This window comes from Psychrobacter sp. JCM 18903, from assembly GCF_000586475.1.
Lineage (GTDB): Bacteria > Pseudomonadota > Gammaproteobacteria > Pseudomonadales > Moraxellaceae > Psychrobacter.
The window spans coordinates 35,276-52,383 of the sequence record NZ_BAWJ01000010.1; the positions used below are offsets into that span (position 1 = coordinate 35,276).

Annotated in this window: 10 protein-coding genes and 4 pseudogenes; 6 read left to right on the forward strand and 8 right to left on the reverse strand. The window is 43.0% G+C overall.

Going from position 1 to position 17,108, the window contains the following annotated elements; genetic code table 11:
* Positions 1-97: 97 nt before the first annotated feature.
* Positions 98-799: a phosphoglycolate phosphatase gene (locus TT12_RS08465; RefSeq protein ID WP_045453874.1), complete on the forward strand. Its 702-nt coding sequence runs from the start codon at positions 98-100 to the stop codon at positions 797-799.
* A gap of 45 nt (positions 800-844) precedes the next feature.
* Here the strand turns inward: TT12_RS08465 and TT12_RS08470 are convergent, their stop codons facing one another.
* Positions 845-2,422 carry a YifB family Mg chelatase-like AAA ATPase gene (locus TT12_RS08470; protein WP_045453875.1) on the reverse strand — a complete coding sequence of 526 codons (1,578 nt, stop codon included), beginning with the start codon at positions 2,420-2,422 and terminating at the stop codon, positions 845-847.
* Between the two features lie 359 nt (positions 2,423-2,781).
* On the opposite strand from TT12_RS08470, the gene TT12_RS17120 reads away from it, so the two are divergent.
* From TT12_RS17120 to hemN, 3 genes and pseudogenes are all read left to right on the forward strand, one after another.
* Positions 2,782-3,300, forward strand: coding sequence for a penicillin acylase family protein (locus TT12_RS17120; protein ID WP_243443513.1), 519 nt, complete (start codon positions 2,782-2,784; stop codon positions 3,298-3,300).
* Positions 3,231-5,264, forward strand: coding sequence for a penicillin acylase family protein (locus tag TT12_RS08475; RefSeq protein ID WP_243443514.1), 2,034 nt, complete (start codon positions 3,231-3,233; stop codon positions 5,262-5,264). Before TT12_RS17120 ends, TT12_RS08475 begins: the two co-directional genes overlap by 70 nt.
* Positions 5,265-5,702: 438 nt before the next feature.
* Positions 5,703-7,243, forward strand: a pseudogene (hemN, locus tag TT12_RS08480) (oxygen-independent coproporphyrinogen III oxidase).
* 277 nt (positions 7,244-7,520) lie between these two features.
* Here hemN and TT12_RS08485 read toward each other — a convergent pair.
* The 6 genes and pseudogenes from TT12_RS08485 to TT12_RS08510 form a co-directional block, all read right to left on the reverse strand.
* Positions 7,521-8,912, reverse strand: a complete 1,392-nt coding sequence (locus tag TT12_RS08485) for an esterase-like activity of phytase family protein (protein WP_045453876.1) — start codon at positions 8,910-8,912, stop codon at positions 7,521-7,523.
* Positions 8,913-9,076: 164 nt separating this feature from the next.
* A pseudogene (locus TT12_RS08490) lies at positions 9,077-9,936 on the reverse strand (SPFH domain-containing protein).
* 15 nt (positions 9,937-9,951) lie between these two features.
* Positions 9,952-10,449 (reverse strand): NfeD family protein, encoded by a 498-nt coding sequence (locus TT12_RS08495; RefSeq protein ID WP_201606033.1) that lies wholly within the window; start codon positions 10,447-10,449, stop codon positions 9,952-9,954.
* A gap of 185 nt (positions 10,450-10,634) precedes the next feature.
* Complete coding sequence (locus TT12_RS08500) at positions 10,635-11,183, reverse strand: porin family protein (RefSeq protein WP_045453878.1); 549 nt, start codon at positions 11,181-11,183, stop codon at positions 10,635-10,637.
* 209 nt (positions 11,184-11,392) lie between these two features.
* Positions 11,393-11,934 (reverse strand): annotated as a pseudogene (locus tag TT12_RS08505) (porin family protein).
* A gap of 111 nt (positions 11,935-12,045) precedes the next feature.
* Positions 12,046-12,591 (reverse strand): porin family protein, encoded by a 546-nt coding sequence (locus tag TT12_RS08510; protein WP_045453880.1) that lies wholly within the window; start codon positions 12,589-12,591, stop codon positions 12,046-12,048.
* A gap of 307 nt (positions 12,592-12,898) precedes the next feature.
* On the opposite strand from TT12_RS08510, the pseudogene TT12_RS08515 reads away from it, so the two are divergent.
* Together TT12_RS08515 and TT12_RS08520 are read left to right on the forward strand one after the other, a co-directional pair.
* Positions 12,899-14,130: pseudogene (locus TT12_RS08515) on the forward strand (8-amino-7-oxononanoate synthase).
* Between the two features lie 74 nt (positions 14,131-14,204).
* On the forward strand, positions 14,205-15,014 hold the full coding sequence (locus TT12_RS08520; RefSeq protein WP_045453882.1) for a methyltransferase domain-containing protein: 810 nt from the start codon (positions 14,205-14,207) through the stop codon (positions 15,012-15,014).
* A gap of 106 nt (positions 15,015-15,120) precedes the next feature.
* On the opposite strand, the gene dnaK is transcribed toward TT12_RS08520, so the two are convergent.
* Complete coding sequence (dnaK, locus tag TT12_RS08525) at positions 15,121-17,064, reverse strand: molecular chaperone DnaK (RefSeq protein ID WP_045453885.1); 1,944 nt, start codon at positions 17,062-17,064, stop codon at positions 15,121-15,123.
* Positions 17,065-17,108: the final 44 nt, after the last annotated feature.

Here is a 17,108-nt window from a genome sequence, read left to right on the forward strand (position 1 = left end):
TTAAATAATTGAATTCATGATTTGCTGTGCTAAGGTAATGAGGGCTTGGAGCTAATACTCCAAAAAAGTATAAAATTGATAGCGTGGGCAAATAATAATGACTGTAGATATTAAGCAACTTTTGATTTTTGATTTTGATGGCACGCTCATTGATAGCGTGCCAGATTTGGCTGATGCGACTAATGCGATGTTAACCACTCTGGGCAAAAAGACGTACCCTATCGAGACCATACGAAACTGGATAGGCAACGGCTCAAGATTGCTGGTAGAGCGCGCACTAGTAGGTAAGGTAGACGTGTTAGAAGGCGAGTTGACGGTCGAGGAAGCCAATCACGCAGAGCACCTATTTTTTGAGGCTTACAAAAATCTCAGTGGTAGCAAAACCGTTGCTTACCCAGATGTCGATAGCGGACTAAAAAAGCTAAAAGCAGCAGGATTTACGCTGGCGTTAGTGACCAATAAACCCATTCGTTTTGTACCGAAAATATTGCAATCCTTTGGCTGGCAGGACTTATTCAGTGAAGTATTAGGTGGTGATAGTCTCTCAACTAAAAAGCCTGATCCAGCACCGCTACTGCATGTCTGTAAAGCGTTGAACGTCACTCCAGAACAAGCTGTGATGATTGGCGATTCTAGAAACGATATCTTAGCCGGACAAAATGCCAATATGGATACTTTCGGGCTGTCTTATGGCTACAACTACGGACAAGATATCCGTGAGCTAAACCCTACCGAAGCCTTTGATGATTTTGCGGCATTAGTAGAATATATTTTCAAAAATTATAAGATAGACAGCTAAAATTTGAACATTAGAATGATTCGTTTAAGCCATTCTTTGAAATCATTATTTGCTCCGATAACTGAGCGCCTCAGACACATGAGCGCTTGTAATATCGATACTGTCAGCCAAATCAGCAATGGTACGCGCCACTCGCAATACTCGATGATAACCACGCGCGGATAGGTTTAGACGCTGCTGAGCGAGCTGTAATAGTTGCTGTTCGCCCTCTCCTAGTTGGATATATTTATCAATCTCGCTAGGGCTAAGCTCATTATTGACCTTTTGTTGCCGCTGCATCTGATTTTTATGTGCAGCAATAACTCGAACGCGCACTTGTTCGGAGGTTTCGCCAGCTTGAGCATTTTGCAAGTCGGCAATTGGCAGCGCAGGTACAGTGATATGCAAATCAATGCGATCAAGCAGTGGACCTGATAGTTTATCTTGATAGCGTTTAATCTGTTCAGGTCGACAGCGACAACGCCCTGAGGTATCGCCATCATAGCCGCATGGGCATGGATTCATGGCAGCGACCAATTGGAAATTTGCTGGAAAAGTCATCTGCGAATTGGCACGGCTGATAGTGATTTGCTTGGCTTCTAACGGCTGACGCAATACCTCAAGCACACTCCGATCAAACTCTGGCAATTCGTCAAGGAATAATACGCCTTTATTGGCAAGGGTAATTTCACCCGGTTTTGGTCGTGAGCCACCACCCACCAAAGCCACGGCTGATATAGTGTGATGAACCTGCCTAAACGGTCTTGTCCCATAATCGTAATCGCTGTCTGCCACTGAATAAGTACTGGCAACTTCTAATGCATCTTCATCACTCAAATCCGGCAATATGGTCGGTAGCCTTGACGCCATTAACGTCTTGCCTGAGCCGGGAGGCCCTGTGAACAACAGCGAATGACCACCAGCGGCGGCAATCTCTAGCGCGCGCCGTGCATGATGCTGTCCTTTGACATCAGCCAAGTCCACTTGATAGCCAACATGCTGCTGTGCTGGACTCGGTTGTACAACGTCCAAAGAGTCATAGGCTGCGCTTGGATTCGCTAACGACTGTAAGTGGTCACAAACTGTCTTTAAGCTTTGCGCGGCTAGTATCGTCACGCCATCCACACGGCTAGCCTCAGCACCATTATCAATCGGTACGATAAGCTGCGGTGTTTGTGGTTTTGGCTGCGGTTCGCTCAGCTCTTGTTCAGTGATATTTGCCAGCTGCAATACTTTGGACGCCAGCGCCTCAGCTTTGATCGCTCGTGCCACCGCTAAGCTGCCTGTCACTTGCCGTAAATTCCCATTGAGCGCTAACTCACCGATAAACTCAAACCCTGATAATACTTCTGGATCCAATTGATCACTGGCTGCCAAGATTCCGATGGCAATCGGTAAATCAAGACGCGCGCCATCTTTAGGCAAATCAGCGGGGGCTAAATTGATCGTGAGACGACGATTAGGAAATTGAAAGCCAGAGTTCAGAATCGCAGAGCGTACACGGTCTTTGCTTTCACGTACCGCCGCCTCAGGCAAACCGACAATGGTCAATGCTGGCAACCCTTGTGACAGATGCACCTCAATAATGACCTTGGGCGCATGCAGTCCGACGACTGAACGGGTATAGACTTGGGCAAACGACATCAGCATTTTCCTAATATAGGGAATAATTGATAATAGAGTATTATTTATCAGTGCGCAAATGTCGTGTTTTCTTGTCTCATTTTATTTACTAGCATAGTTGTCAACAGTTGTTATATGATAAACGGATGCTCTTTCGCTCAGTCTTATTCGGCTATGCTGCTCCAAAGATTATCACGCCTGTTAACCACGTTATTAACGTATTGGATAATTTTAATCGTGCTACAAAGCACTAAAGATTAGCAAGAGTATTGGCAATAAAAGGATTTTATTGATCATATAAAGTTTGCTGGCGGCTTTTTGCTGCAGATTTATATAACACCTACTTTATATAATACCTACTACCATGGATGGATAAACTTATGAGCATAAAGATGCATAATCGGCGTGTGCCCACACTCACGCTACTGACAGTAGCAGTCTCTTTAGGACTATTCGGCTGCTCAGACAGCGACAATAGTTTCAATGACGATGATGTCATATCCCCTTCCACTAATTATGAAGCCGATATTCAGCGCACTGAGTTCGGTATACCGCACATCACCGCAAAGGATTACAAAGGTCTGGGTTATGGCGTCGGTTATGCATTCGCAGAAGATAACTTCTGCTCACTAGCGCGTGAAGTTGTAGTCGCTAGCGGTCAGAGTATGCTGTATCTAGGCGCTGACGGTAATTTGGCTAGCGATGCTTTTTATACGTGGTACAACACTGACAAGCGAAAAGCTGAATTTTTAGCAGCTCAAGACCCTGAAGTCATTGATGCTGTGACAGGTTATGCAGCAGCTATAGCCGTTATCTACGTGACACAGGCGTGGCTAATATCGATCCTGCTTGTGCCAATGCTGAATGGGTACGCGAGATTACTCTCGATGATTTATTGACGGTCTACGGTAAAGCCAATCTACGTGGTGGCTTATCTAATTTCGTCGGTCCCATTGTAGCAGCGGCACCGCCCTCTGTTGCTGGCATTCAGGGTAGCTCAAGAATGCGTAGTGTTCCAGTCGCAAATCCTGTCGTAGAGTCAGCACCTGCATTCAATATGGATACGATTAATGCGATGAGTGGCGGTAGTAATGCCTATGCCTTTGGTAAGGAGGTGACTGGTACTAATAGCGGGGTCATGTATGGCAATCCGCATGAGCCATGGGATGGCGTCCAACGCTTCTATCAATTTCACTTAACGATGCCAGGTGAGCTGGATGTGATGGGTGCGGCTCAACAAGGTCAGCCTTTCCCTAACATCGGTTTTAATAAAGACGTGGCTTGGAGCCATACCGTATCCACTGCCAAACGTTTTACGCTTTATCAGCTTAGCTTAGTTGATGGAGATCCTCTCAAATACAATTATACTAATAGCGCTGGTGTGACTGAGCAGCGCGATATCGAAACCGTTCCTGTCACTATTCAGCTACCAAATAATCAGACGCAGGTTCACAATATTTATGTCTCACAATATGGACCGATGTTAGCTGTCAATTTACTCAATGGTCAATTACCAGCATGGGGCGCTAATAATCTAGCTTATACTATCCGTGATGCCGCCTCTGAAAACCCAAGAGCACTCAATCAGTGGCGTAGTATGAATAAGGCTACGAGCGTTGAGGACTTAGTCGATAGAATGCAAAGCGTCCTTGGTCTTGGGTTTGTTAATACTATTGCTACCGACCGTAATGGTAAGGCACTCTATGCTGACATCTCAACCGTACCGAATGTGACCAAAGCTAAGCTTGAAGCTTGTAGTAGTGCTGCATCTGGCCCCTTCCTTGGTGCTTTAATTGCCTCTGATTTGCCAGCACTGAATGGTAGTACCGCTGCCTGTGAATGGGGAGTTGATACAGACTCACCGCAAGCAGGTATCTTTGGGCGCTCAAACTTACCTTTCTTGATCCGCGATGATTATGTTGCTAACTCGAATGATAGCTATTGGTTAAGCAATTTAGAGCAACCACTGACTGGATTTTCACCGCTCCTACGTCGTCGTTTAGCCCCCTTCTTAGGTGCTACTCCAGCAGCGGGTGTTCCCTTACTTATGCGCTCACGTATGGGACTGGTTCAAATACAAGATCGATTCAGTAATAAAGATAACTTGGGCGGTACTAACTTCAATTTAAACAATATGCAAAAGGTCGTCTATGGTAACCGCAGTTATGTCGCTGAGTTGGTACTCGACGACGTATTAGCAGATTGTCGAGCGAATGCTAGCATGCCTTTGACAGGTGGCTCTACTATTGATGCAACTAATGCTTGTAATATCTTGAGTAATTGGGATCGTCGTAATAATTTAGAGAGCAAAGGCGCTCATGTCTTTAGAGAGTTTTGGCGTAATGTGGACTTCAATGAAACGACGGATACGATATTCAGTGTTAAGTTCGATGCAAAAGACCCAGTCAATACGCCTCGTGGTTTAATTATTAGTGCGGATACACGTACTGCTTTAGGAGATTCCATTAAGTTCTTCCAAGATAAAAACATCGCTCTTGATGCGTCTTTATCTGATTTGCAGTATATCGTTGATGCTAGTAAAAACGATGAGCGTATTGCTATGCATGGTGGCTTTGGTCGTGAAGGTGTATTCAATGTTGCAGAAACGAGAGGCACAAGCGCTAATGATGGCGCAAACTACCTCATTAATTTTGGTCCGACATATATGCAAAGCGTTACCTTTGATAGCGCTGGCCCTGTAGCAGAAGCCTTATTAGGTTACTCGCAAGCTTCTGATACTACTCGACCGTTCCATCGTGACCAGAGTCGTCGCTACTCAGCTAAAGAATGGATTCGCTTACCCTTCAATGCTAATGACGTTAGCAAGCAAGCCATTGGCAATAAAATCCAGCTAAAAGAATAAGTTTGACGTAACTTGAATTAGTGATAACTTAAATTAATGAGTACTTAAATTAGTGATAAAAAGACCTCAGATATATGCTGAGGTCTTTTTTACTTTATGGAAGCAGCCTGTTTGAATATCGTCGATGCATCATGATGCTAGTACTTAGCCAACTAACCGCAAGAGGGGTATGAGTATAATTGCCAAAACCAAATGGACTTATCATAGACAGTTTGTATATAAGAAAACTCGCCGACCACCCCACTGCAAACAAGGATTTGTTATACTAGTGCTTATTGATGGCTATAAATTTAGCAGCATATAGCGCTGTGAAAGTTATTACTGATAACAGACTTATTATGGTTATTAACCATCTATCAAACACCTACTGGCTTTCAGATATTTGGTCGTTAGAGATGTAAGAACAGTAATACTCAAGGTCAAAACGAGGAGTACCGCATGACAGAACATTCAGAATCAAATACTCAGCAACCTTATAATCGTGCAGGAGAGCAACCGACCACGACACGCCCTGTTATGCAATCAGAAAGTCCTTATGCCAGTACGCGTGGCAGTATGATGAGTAAGCAGCTACCTGCCTTTGATGAAGCGATTATTAATAAATACAATCGTTCAGGACCACGTTATACCTCCTATCCGACCGCTTTAGAGTTCTCACCCATCTCTGATGGTCTTGAGGCAAAGATCCTTCAAAACCGTGAAGCTCGTGCACCACTGTCTTTATATTTTCATATTCCTTTTTGTCGTCACCTCTGCTATTACTGCGCTTGCAATAAAATTATCACCAAGAAAAATAGCGACTCAGGCGATTATTTGCAGTACTTAATCGCTGAGATTAAGCACAAACGCCGCCTGCTATCTGTCCCAGAAGGTAGCAGCAAACCCCTCGTTAAACAGCTGCATTTGGGTGGGGGTACGCCAACATTTTTGCGTGATGAAGAAATGGTTCAACTGTGGGAGTTTTTACAAACTCAGTTTGAATTCTTACCTGAAGACAAAGGCGATTACTCTATTGAAATTGACCCACGTGAGCTGAGTGGCGAGACGTTAAAAGTATTGCGTAACCTTGGCTTTAACCGTGTCAGTTAGGTGTACAAGACCTCGATGAAACGGTACAAATCGCCGTCAACCGTGTACATTCAGCAGAGCTCATTGAAAATGTGTTAAATGAGGCGCGTGATCTAGGTTTTCACTCTATCAATATCGACCTAATTTATGGTTTGCCGCATCAAACACCCGCAACCTTGGATAAAACGGTGCGCCGTATCATCGAGATGTCGCCGGATCGCTTGTCTGTATTCAATTACGCACACTTGCCAGAACGTTTTAAGGCCCAGCGCCAGATTAAAGAAGCCGATTTGCCAGACCCAGCAGCCAAGCTGACGATGCTTGGCAATACCATCAATACGCTGACCGAAGCTGGCTATCAATATATCGGTATTGATCACTTCGCCAAGCCTGATGATGAATTAGCCGTGGCGCAGCGTGAGGGCAAACTGCATCGTAACTTTCAAGGTTATACCATCATGGGCGATTGTGATTTATTGGGCTTCGGCGTCTCCTCTATCAGTCAAATTGCCAATGCCAATACCCGCTATATTTTGCAAAATGATACAGATTTATCAGTTTATCAAGCAAATATCGATGCTGCACAAAATAACTCGGCTGTCATGCCTGCGATAAAAGTCATCAAAACATCTATCAAAGATCGCTTGCGTGAATATGTGATTATGAATCTACTCTGTCACGACTATATCGATTTTAAAGACGTCAATCAAAAATTTGGTATCGATGCCATCACTTACTTTATCAATGAGATTCAACAGCTTGGCGCCATGCAAGAAGACAAGCTCATCGATATGGACGCGGCTGGTATTCGCGTGCTACCAAAAGGTCGATTATTAGGTCGTAACGTCGCCATGGTATTTGATGAATATCTTGAGAAAAAACATAAGAACCGTTTCTCAAAAGTTATTTGATTGAGTGATTCCACAAATTAAAAGCAGTCATAAAAAAGACCTCACTTGAGGTCTTTTTTATGGTGTTTAATAAAGCTGATGATTGAAGAAAAATACCTCTAGGCGTGTCCTCATTTCAAAAATGGTGATAAAAATGAGATAAATTGCCGTCAAACGAGAAAAATAGCGCAGATAATATCGGGATATTAACCAGCTATTTAACGATGTTTGGCAAAACTTAGCCATTTTTAGCCCGTTTAGATATGATCAATTGAATTGAGGACATGCCCTAGCCTACTTAGTAGCCATCACCACATTCAGAAGGCATCACCATATATAGCCTATTTGCATCTTCTATTGTTTTTTCACTGTCTAAATATTTTTGCTCAATTGTGCTTTTAGCATTGGCAATCATTGAATCCGTCATCGCAAAGTCATCGTCATTTAGTAAAACCAATGAGCCGTCTTGACGCAACCACAAACCTTCTAACTTATCATGTGGATACTCTACAGTCGCGAGAACGTCGACTGCCAAGGTTTTCTTGACTGGTTTGATTGCTAATTCCTTCAGCAATTGCCAAATTTTTTCATCGGATGCAATAAGCTGCTCCAGCGTTTGTTCATTAATCGTTAAACCTAATACATGATCTTGCTTGATATTATCTGTATTTAAAATATTCTCAATATCAGTCGCCTGCGAGAGATCAATTTTATAAATGAGCTTTTGCGCAGACTTGTCTTGTAGCGGAAACTTGCGATCATGTTCAATCAAATAAAACTCGTGATTGTTAATCGCAACGATACCCGAAGTCACATGGTGAGCATGATCGAGACGATACAAATACTGTGCTATTTGACCAGAGTATAGATGGATAGTGACGATGCGCGTCAAACTGGCGACACGACCTGACTGATCAGGGTTGTCCATAGAAGACTCCATAATACCCACCAGTGTGCTCTGATCTGGAGTAATCGTTAATGCTTCCATACCGCGATTTGCACGACGTTTGGTGAATTCTGCGGGTAGTAAAATCGGCTGACCATTAGCCATCACATTATTACGCTGATCGCTCGCAAAGGCATTGATACGCTCAATCTCCACCCCCTGCGCATTATAATGAACCAAATGAGGACCATACTCATCACTGATCCAAAAACTGCCATCTGTGAGCGCAGCAAGACCTTCAGGATCTAAACCATTGATATCGTTTTTGATAGGATTGGTCACTGCATCAAAAGGTAGATTGGGATTCATGGTCATCGGCTGGCCGTCGACATCGTAAGGGACTTCATTAGTTCCGCCGAGTGCTTGTGGATTCGGTAGCCCAGAGATAGGATTGCCATTTGCGTCTTTTAGTAGTATCTCTTTGATCTTAATAATTTGCCCGGTTGCTTGTAGCTCAAACAATCCGATGCGCGGTGTATAGTCAGGTACTAAAAACTGTTTACCTTTGCCTGCACTACCTTCGAAATCCGCATTGGGACCGCGATCAGTGAGCACATAAAGTTGATTGGCATTGGTTGGATGAGCCGCTGCATCTGAGCCAAAACCACCCCCTCTAATCTCAAGCTTCCTCTCAGGAGACGCAGCATTGATATGCGTATCATCGAGCACGGTATATGGTAGTGCCGTGCCTTGGATAAAGTTTTTTATTTTAATAATTTCTGTATTAATACTTTGTATCGTCATTTTTTATCCCTGATATATATTTTATTCTTGTTAAACGAACCATATGAGTTATTTATTAGATGTAGCATTCAGCACAATTGACAGTCGAAAAAATAGCCAGCGCCTAATAAGCTCACTGACCATTTTAAGAGTTAATGCTATAGCACATGGCTATACATGACTGATTAAACCTTAAGCTTGTCACCCACCATACCTTTGATGGTACTTAAAATATCAGCAGGTAATACCACCATTTTTGCATTGTCAGACTCTGCCAGCTCACGAATCGCCTTAATATATTGCTCACCAAGTAAGTAGACAATAGGCATTTCTTCCTCGCCCATTGCATTAGTAATCAAGCGAATAGACTCTTCAGAACCTCTCGCCAATACACTTGTGCTTCGGCATCACGACGTGACGCCTCTAGACGTCCATCTGCCTCTAAGATAGCCGCTTGCTTTTGACCATCAGCACGAGTCACTGTCGCACGGCGCAGACGCTCTGCCGCCGCCTGCTCTTCCATTGATGCTTGCATCGTTTGCGATGGATTAATATCTTGAATTTCTACTGTCTTTAGGGTGATACCCCAGTCCGCAATATCTTCTGATATCGCATGCTTTAGCTTCATTTTGATTTCATCACGGCTAGACAATGCACTATCAAGATCCATCTCACCGATAATTGAACGTAGTGACGTCTGCACCAAATTACGAATACCATATTCATAATCTTCAATACCATAAACGGCCTTATCTGGGCGCACGATATTAATATAAGCCACGGCGTTGGCAATAATAACAACGTTGTCTCGCGTAATGACCTCTTGTGAGGGAATATCAAGAACAATGTCTTTGGTCGTCACTTTATAAGCGACATCATCAACGAAAGGGATAATAAGGTTGAGACCCGGCTCTAGTGTTTGGCTATATTTGCCCAATCGCTGCACCACCCACTTATAACCTTGTGGCACGATTCGAACGCCTTTAAAAACCGTAAAGACAACCAGTGCAACCAAAACCACCATGACAATGCTGAAGCTTTCCATAATTCATCCTTATTATTATAATTGCATGTCTTTATTAATCGCTGCCTGCGATTTCATACTGCTCACAATCAGCTCATTACCGACAATATCGGTCACCACCACTCGATCGCCGACCGACACTGGCTCCCCCGTAGTGCGACACATCCACTCCGCTGCCCCAACAATAGGAACACTGAATCTGACGGTGCCCGCTCTATCTGGCTGTGGCTGGACGATAATCATGCCAGTTTCACCAACGATAACACTACCACCCAAGCCTGCTTTGGTGCGATCTACTGATAAGGGTTTAATAAACTTGAACCATGCCAGCAAGAATATGGCAGAAAGCACCAACCAAATAATAATTTGCACAGAGACAGAAATAGGCAATAGCCACGAAAGCGCGGCAACGATGATGGCAGCGGCACCAAACCAAAGGCTGGCGAATGTCGGCACAAACATCTCAATGATCAGCAATATAAAACCTAAGACTAACCAGTGCCAAGGTTCAATCATCCACAGCATCTCCATCATCACTACATTCCCTATCTTTATCATTCTAACTTTTAATGTAGCACATTTTTGGTGTTAATAATTTCTTAAAAATCATCAATATATGATGTGTATACTTCGAAAAATATGAGAAACATATATTAAAAAATTAGAGCATAAAAAAACGACCGCCAAAGCGATCGTTTCTTTTTTCTTTAATCAACTTATTAAAACTTAATGTGAGCACCTAAAGTCAATAGAGTAATATCTTCAGCGACATAATCATATTCAGCTTCAACGCTCATGCTAGGGTTAAAGTTATAACCCAAACCAATACCACCAGCAACACCACTATCGCTATCGCTTTCACTAATAGTGTTTCCAAGTACGTCACTTAAAGACGCATCAATCTCAGCTTTAGCAAAACCTAACTTGCCTTTGGCATATAAACCAGTATTAGGGAATTGATAACGGTAAGTACCGTAAGCACCATAAGTTTTAAGGTCATATTCACCTTTAAGAAGTCTGGTACCTGTATCAACATCAGTGTCACTAGAGCCTACATATTCAACTTCAGCACCAAAGTTAGGATCAAAGTTATAACCAGCATAAATACCATAAGCAGTAGGATCATCTAGATCATCAGCATCTACCATGAACTTACCAGCTTTTACGCCAACATACGGCTGACCTGCATAGTTAACTGCCGCTTGCGCGCTGACACTCAATAAAGAGCCAACTGATAGGGCGATCAAAGCTTTTTGTAAAGTATTCATATATCTTCCTGTTAAATAAAACTAAAAATACCATCTGAATGAAAATAACAGAGCATATAAGTTAGCTGAACTATTGTCGAATTCGAGATATTAACAGAACCTTATTACGAATGCACTCTTTTTTAATGACGCTTACAGTGCTTTTTATCGTACAAAAAAACGCACCTCGAAGGGTGCGTTTTTTAGTTGTCATACTGCTAATCAAAAACTTAGAATTTTAGCTGAGCACCAACAGTCATTAGATCTGCGTCGCTACCTAACATATCATATTCAGCTTCGACACTGAAGTTTGGGTTAACCGAATAACCAAGGCCTACACCACCTGCAAGGCTGGTATCGTCGTTAGAAATGGTTTTTCTATTAGAGTCTTCAACGATATAGTTACCTTCGATTTCAGTCTTAGCAACACCTAGCTTACCTTTGGCATATAGCGCAGTATTTGGGAATTGATAACGATAAGTACCATACGCGCCATAGCTCTTGGCATCGATATCACCGTTGTAATAATCGGCATCGCCTGAACCTACATATTCTGCTTCGATACCAAAGTTAGGATCAAAGTTGTAACCACCATAGACACCATAAGCAGTTGGCTTATCAGCACCGTTTACATCTAGTCAAACTGACCGACTTTTACACCAACGTATGGCTGACCAGTGTAACCGTTGCCATAAGATACGGCGGCTTGTGCACCCATGCTTAATAAAGAACCAGCTGCTAATGCAAGTAACGTTTTTTGTAAAGTTTTCATAGTATTCCCCTAGGGTTATATTTTTAATTATTTGTCTGTAAAGTATCTGGATGAGAAAAGATTATTATTGCCATCTTCTCTCACTCGTTTAGCTGATAAATCGTTTTGGCTTTAGAACTTCAACTGAGCGCCAACAGTAAGTAGCTTGGCATCGACATCACTGTCCATCATTGAGTATTCAGCTTCGACACCAAAGTTAGGGTTCACTGAGTAACCAAGACCTACACCACCAGCAAGACCTGTGTCGCTGCTAGATCTCGAAACTTTGACTGGGCCAACGGTGTAATCACCTTCTACTTCAGTTTTAGCAACCCCTAGCTTACCTTTGGCGTATAAACCAGTGTTTGGGAACTGGTAGCGTGCCGTACCATATGCGCCATAAGTTTTGGCATCAAGATCACCATTTATGTAATCAGCATCATCTGAACCTACATACTCTGCTTCGACACCGAAGTTTTGATCGAAGTTATAACCACCGTAGACACCATAAGCAGTTGGATCATCTGCATTGTCGATATCTAGATCAAACTGACCGACTTTGACGCCGACATACGGCTGACCAGTGTAACCGTTGCTATAAGAAGTAGCGGCCTGTGCGCCAACAGTTAACAAAGAACCAGCTGCTAGTGCAAGTAGCGTTTTTTGTAGAGTTTTCATTATTAGCTCCTTAAAATCAATTTGGACAAACAAGTTATCTATTTATATTGGCTTTTATAGCCCTATCGCCTTGTTTGCTAACGATGGGTATATAGTAACAAACTATTTCAAGTCGTCTGTCAGTGTTTGATGGTATGAGAGTTAAGATTTGCAAGTATTTATCAGTGCTTGGGTTACAAAGGCAAAGATATGAAATCTTTTGTTACAACCACTGAGTTTATGCAATAATCCCTACTCATTTCATCGCCTTTCTAGCAGAAATAAGCATAAAACAATAAGAGATACCGAATATTTTAAGGTAAAAATAATGACTGGACGTATAACTAGCCGCCTACAAGAAGCGCTTACAGCACTCAAAGCCACCCAACAATATCGTCAATTACCCAATCTCCAACATCATGGGCGATACGTTATTAGCGAAGGTCAAACCTTACTCAATATCGCCAGTAACGATTATCTGGCTTAGGCGGCGACACCGAATTACAAAACGAATTTCTCAGTCAACTAACACCGCTATCAGTCGCACAAATACCTAAAATGAGTGCGACGTCCTCACGCTTGCTCACTGGAAATGATGTACAGCTACAAGCGCTAGAGTCTGAGTTGCAGGAATGGTATCAAACCGCTGTTGGCAAACGTGATATCTCTGCCTCAAAATCGGTATTGGTATTGAATAGCGGCTATCATGCCAATCTTGGTATATTGCCAGCCCTCACAGCTTTGCCAGTCAAAACACTGATCTTAGCTGACAAGCTGGTACATGCCAGCATTATCGATGGGTTGCGTTTGAGCCAAAGCAAACTTGTCAGCTATCGTCGTTATCGTCACAATGATTATGAACATTTGGCGACGTTTATTGAGCAAGCAGCGCCAGACATTGAGCGCATCATTATTGTCACTGAGAGCATCTTTAGTATGGATGGTGATCGTGCGGATTTATGTCAACTGGTACACTTAAAAGCTAGCGATGCTCGTATCGAACTGTATGTCGATGAGGCTCATGCCATCGGTGTATTAGGTGATACAGGCTTGGGACTAGCGGAAGAAACGCAGACATTGGCTGATATTAACTATTTGGTCGGTACTTTCGGTAAAGCGTTTGCCTCGGTGGGTGCTTATATCATGTGCGATGATGTCGTCAAGCAATGGCTAATTAACCGCATGCGTCCACTAATTTTTAGTACTGCATTACCCCCTATCAATCATGCATGGACGCGATTTATTTTAGCAAAAATGCCAATGCTAAATAATCAACGTGCGCATTTAGCGCGGTTGTCTACCAAGCTTAGTCAAGCCATCGACCCAAGATACCGTGTGTCCCAGAACACCCAGTATCCACACTATGACTCACCGATTGTGCCTTACATCTTGGGCGACAATACCAGCACGCTTGCCAAAGCACAACAATTGCAAGCAGCAGGTTTTTACGCCCTGCCTATCAGGCCACCCACTGTGCCTACAAACACCGCTCGTATCCGTTTGGTGATGAATGCCAAGCTGACAGATGAAGACTGCGAACAATTGATACAACAATTATAAATCTGTTGTTATACATCAGCGACGTCAGTCCTGCTATCGATTGATAATTGGCTCACTTGGATATAATAAACCGTATGAAAACACTCGCCACGCCTGATAACTTTAGCACCAGAAAACAAACCATCGCTCGTCATTTTGCCAATGCCAGCGACTATGACCAGCATGCCAATATTCAGCAGCAAGTCTGTCAATATTTAATAGACAAACTCACCCACACTGAACACGACAGTGTACTTGAAGTCGGTGCAGGAACCGGTCAAATGACCCGCCTACTCGCAGCACACATTCAAAGTCAATATTGGCTAATCAATGAATTATGCGCTGAACAAGTGGCTACTTTACAATCCATATTGCCCAATGCTGACATAGCAATTGGCGATGCTGAAACGATGAACTTTGAGGATGAGCATAGCTTGATAATCAGTGCCAATGCAGTGCAGTGGTTTGATGATCCCTTAAACTTTGTTGCGCAATCAGCACGCCGTTTGCAAGCTGGAGGTCAACTGCTGTTTAACACTTTTACGCCAAATAACTTTTTGCAAATAAAGACTCTAACGGATCAGGGTCTCCACTATCCAGATATCATTGAGTGGCGATTGGCACTGATTAGTGCGGGTTTTGAGAAAATTGAACTGTCCACTCAGCGTTTCGAGTTACCGTTTGCCAGTCCTTACGCTATCCTAAAACATATGAAGTTGACGGGCGTATCGACCAATCAGACGCAAGTAAAAGCCAACAGTACCCAGCCCTTTATGTGGACCAAAGCACGCTTGCAACAGTTTGAGTCTGATTATTGGCAACATTTTTCGGCGCAAGATGACGACGGTCAGCCTATCGTTCATTTGACTTATGAAGTACTGATAGTGAGTGCCTTTAAATCATGAAGACAAGATATAGACTGGTAGGATATTTCTTATAAATAACAGCTATAAAAAACGCACCCCGAAGGATGCGTTTTTGTTTTAACTGCGTTTAGTTACTAAATCACAATTATTTTTTGTCTTCGTCTACTTCAGTAAACTCAGCATCAACGACGTCATCATCAGCTTGGTTGCTATCTGCTGCATTGTCCGCGCCTTGTTGGAACTGGCTTGGATCCATGCCCTCGCTACCTGCGCCTGCATCAGCATAAATCTTCTGACTAACTGGCAAGAAGGCATTGTCTAATGCTTCAAGCTTGGCTTTGATGTCATCATGATCATCTTCTTTCATCACCGCTTCAAGCTCAGTGATAGCAGCTTCTACTGTTGATTTTTCTTCAGCAGTTACCTTATCTTCAGCATCTTTCAACGCTTTTTGTACGGCATGAATACGACCATCTGCTTCGTTACGAACTTGCGCTAAGTTAGCGAATTTTTCGTCTTCTGCAGCATTGGCTTCTGCATCACGAACCATTTGCTCAATTTCTTCATCCGTCAAGCCAGAATCTGCTTTGATCTGGATGCTTTGCGCTTTACCCGTACCTTTGTCAGTTGCTGAGATATTCATGATACCGTCAGCATTGATGTCAAAAGTAACTTCAATTTGCGGTAGACCACGTGGTGCTGGTGGAATATCCGTCAAATCAAAACGACCAAGTTGTTTATTTTGGTTAGCGATTTTACGCTCACCTTGATAAACCTGGATGGTCACAGCTGGTTGGTTGTCTTCAGCCGTTGAGAATACCTGTGATTTCTTAGTAGGAATCATGGTGTTTTTCTCAATAACTGGTGTCATGACACCACCCATCGTTTCGATACCAAGCGTTAGTGGCGTCACATCAAGTAGCAATACGTCTGTTTTTTCACCAGACAATACCGCGCCTTGAATTGCAGCCCCTGCCGCTACTGCTTCATCAGGGTTCACATCTTTACGTGGCTCCTGACCGAAGAACTCTTGTACTTTTTGCTGTACCAGTGGCATACGAGTCTGACCACCAACTAAGATAACATCATCGATGTCACCAATTTTTATGCCAGCATCTTCAAGCGCAATCTTACAAGGACCCATGGTACGTTGTACCAACTCTTCAGTTAAGCTCTCAAGTTTTGAGCGACTGATAGTGACCACCAAATGCTTAGGACCATTGCTGTCTGCAGTAATATAAGGCAAGTTCACTTCAGTACTTTGCGCACTTGATAACTCAATTTTCGCTTTTTCTGCCGCTTCTTTTAGACGCTGCATCGCCAATGAGTCACCTTTCAAATTGACATCTTGGTCTTTTTTGAACTCATCAACCAAATAATCAATCAATGCTGAGTCAAAGTCTTCACCACCAAGGAATGTATCACCATTGGTTGCTAAAACTTCAAACTGCTGCTCGCCATCAACGTCAGCGATTTCGATGATTGATACGTCAAAAGTACCACCACCCAAGTCATAAACAGCAACCGTGCTATCGCCTTGCTTTTTGTCCATACCGTACGCAAGAGCCGCAGCTGTTGGTTCGTTGATGATACGTTTTACATCAAGACCCGCAATTTTACCCGCGTCTTTTGTTGCTTGACGTTGTGAGTCATTAAAATAAGCTGGTACGGTTACAACCGCTTCAGTAACGGTTTCACCAAGATAGTCTTCTGCTGTTTTTTTCATTTTTTTCAAGATTTCAGCAGAAACCTGTGGTGGTGCTAATTTTTTACCGTTAATTTCTACCCATGCATCACCGTTATCTGCTTTGGCGATTTTGTAAGGTACCATGCCGATGTCTTTTTGCACGACTTTGTCATCAAAACGACGACCAATCAAACGCTTAATCGCAAACAACGTGTTGTTTGGATTGGTGACCGCTTGACGTTTGGCTGACTGACCCACCAAAATTTCATCGTTTTTATAAGCAACGATAGATGGTGTTGTACGAGTACCTTCAGCATTTTCGATAACTTTGACTTTGTCACCTTCCATCACTGCGACACACGAGTTAGTCGTACCTAAATCAATACCAATTACTTTACCCATAATTATTTGCTCCTAATTTGTTTTAAGTATTTATCTATTCAGAC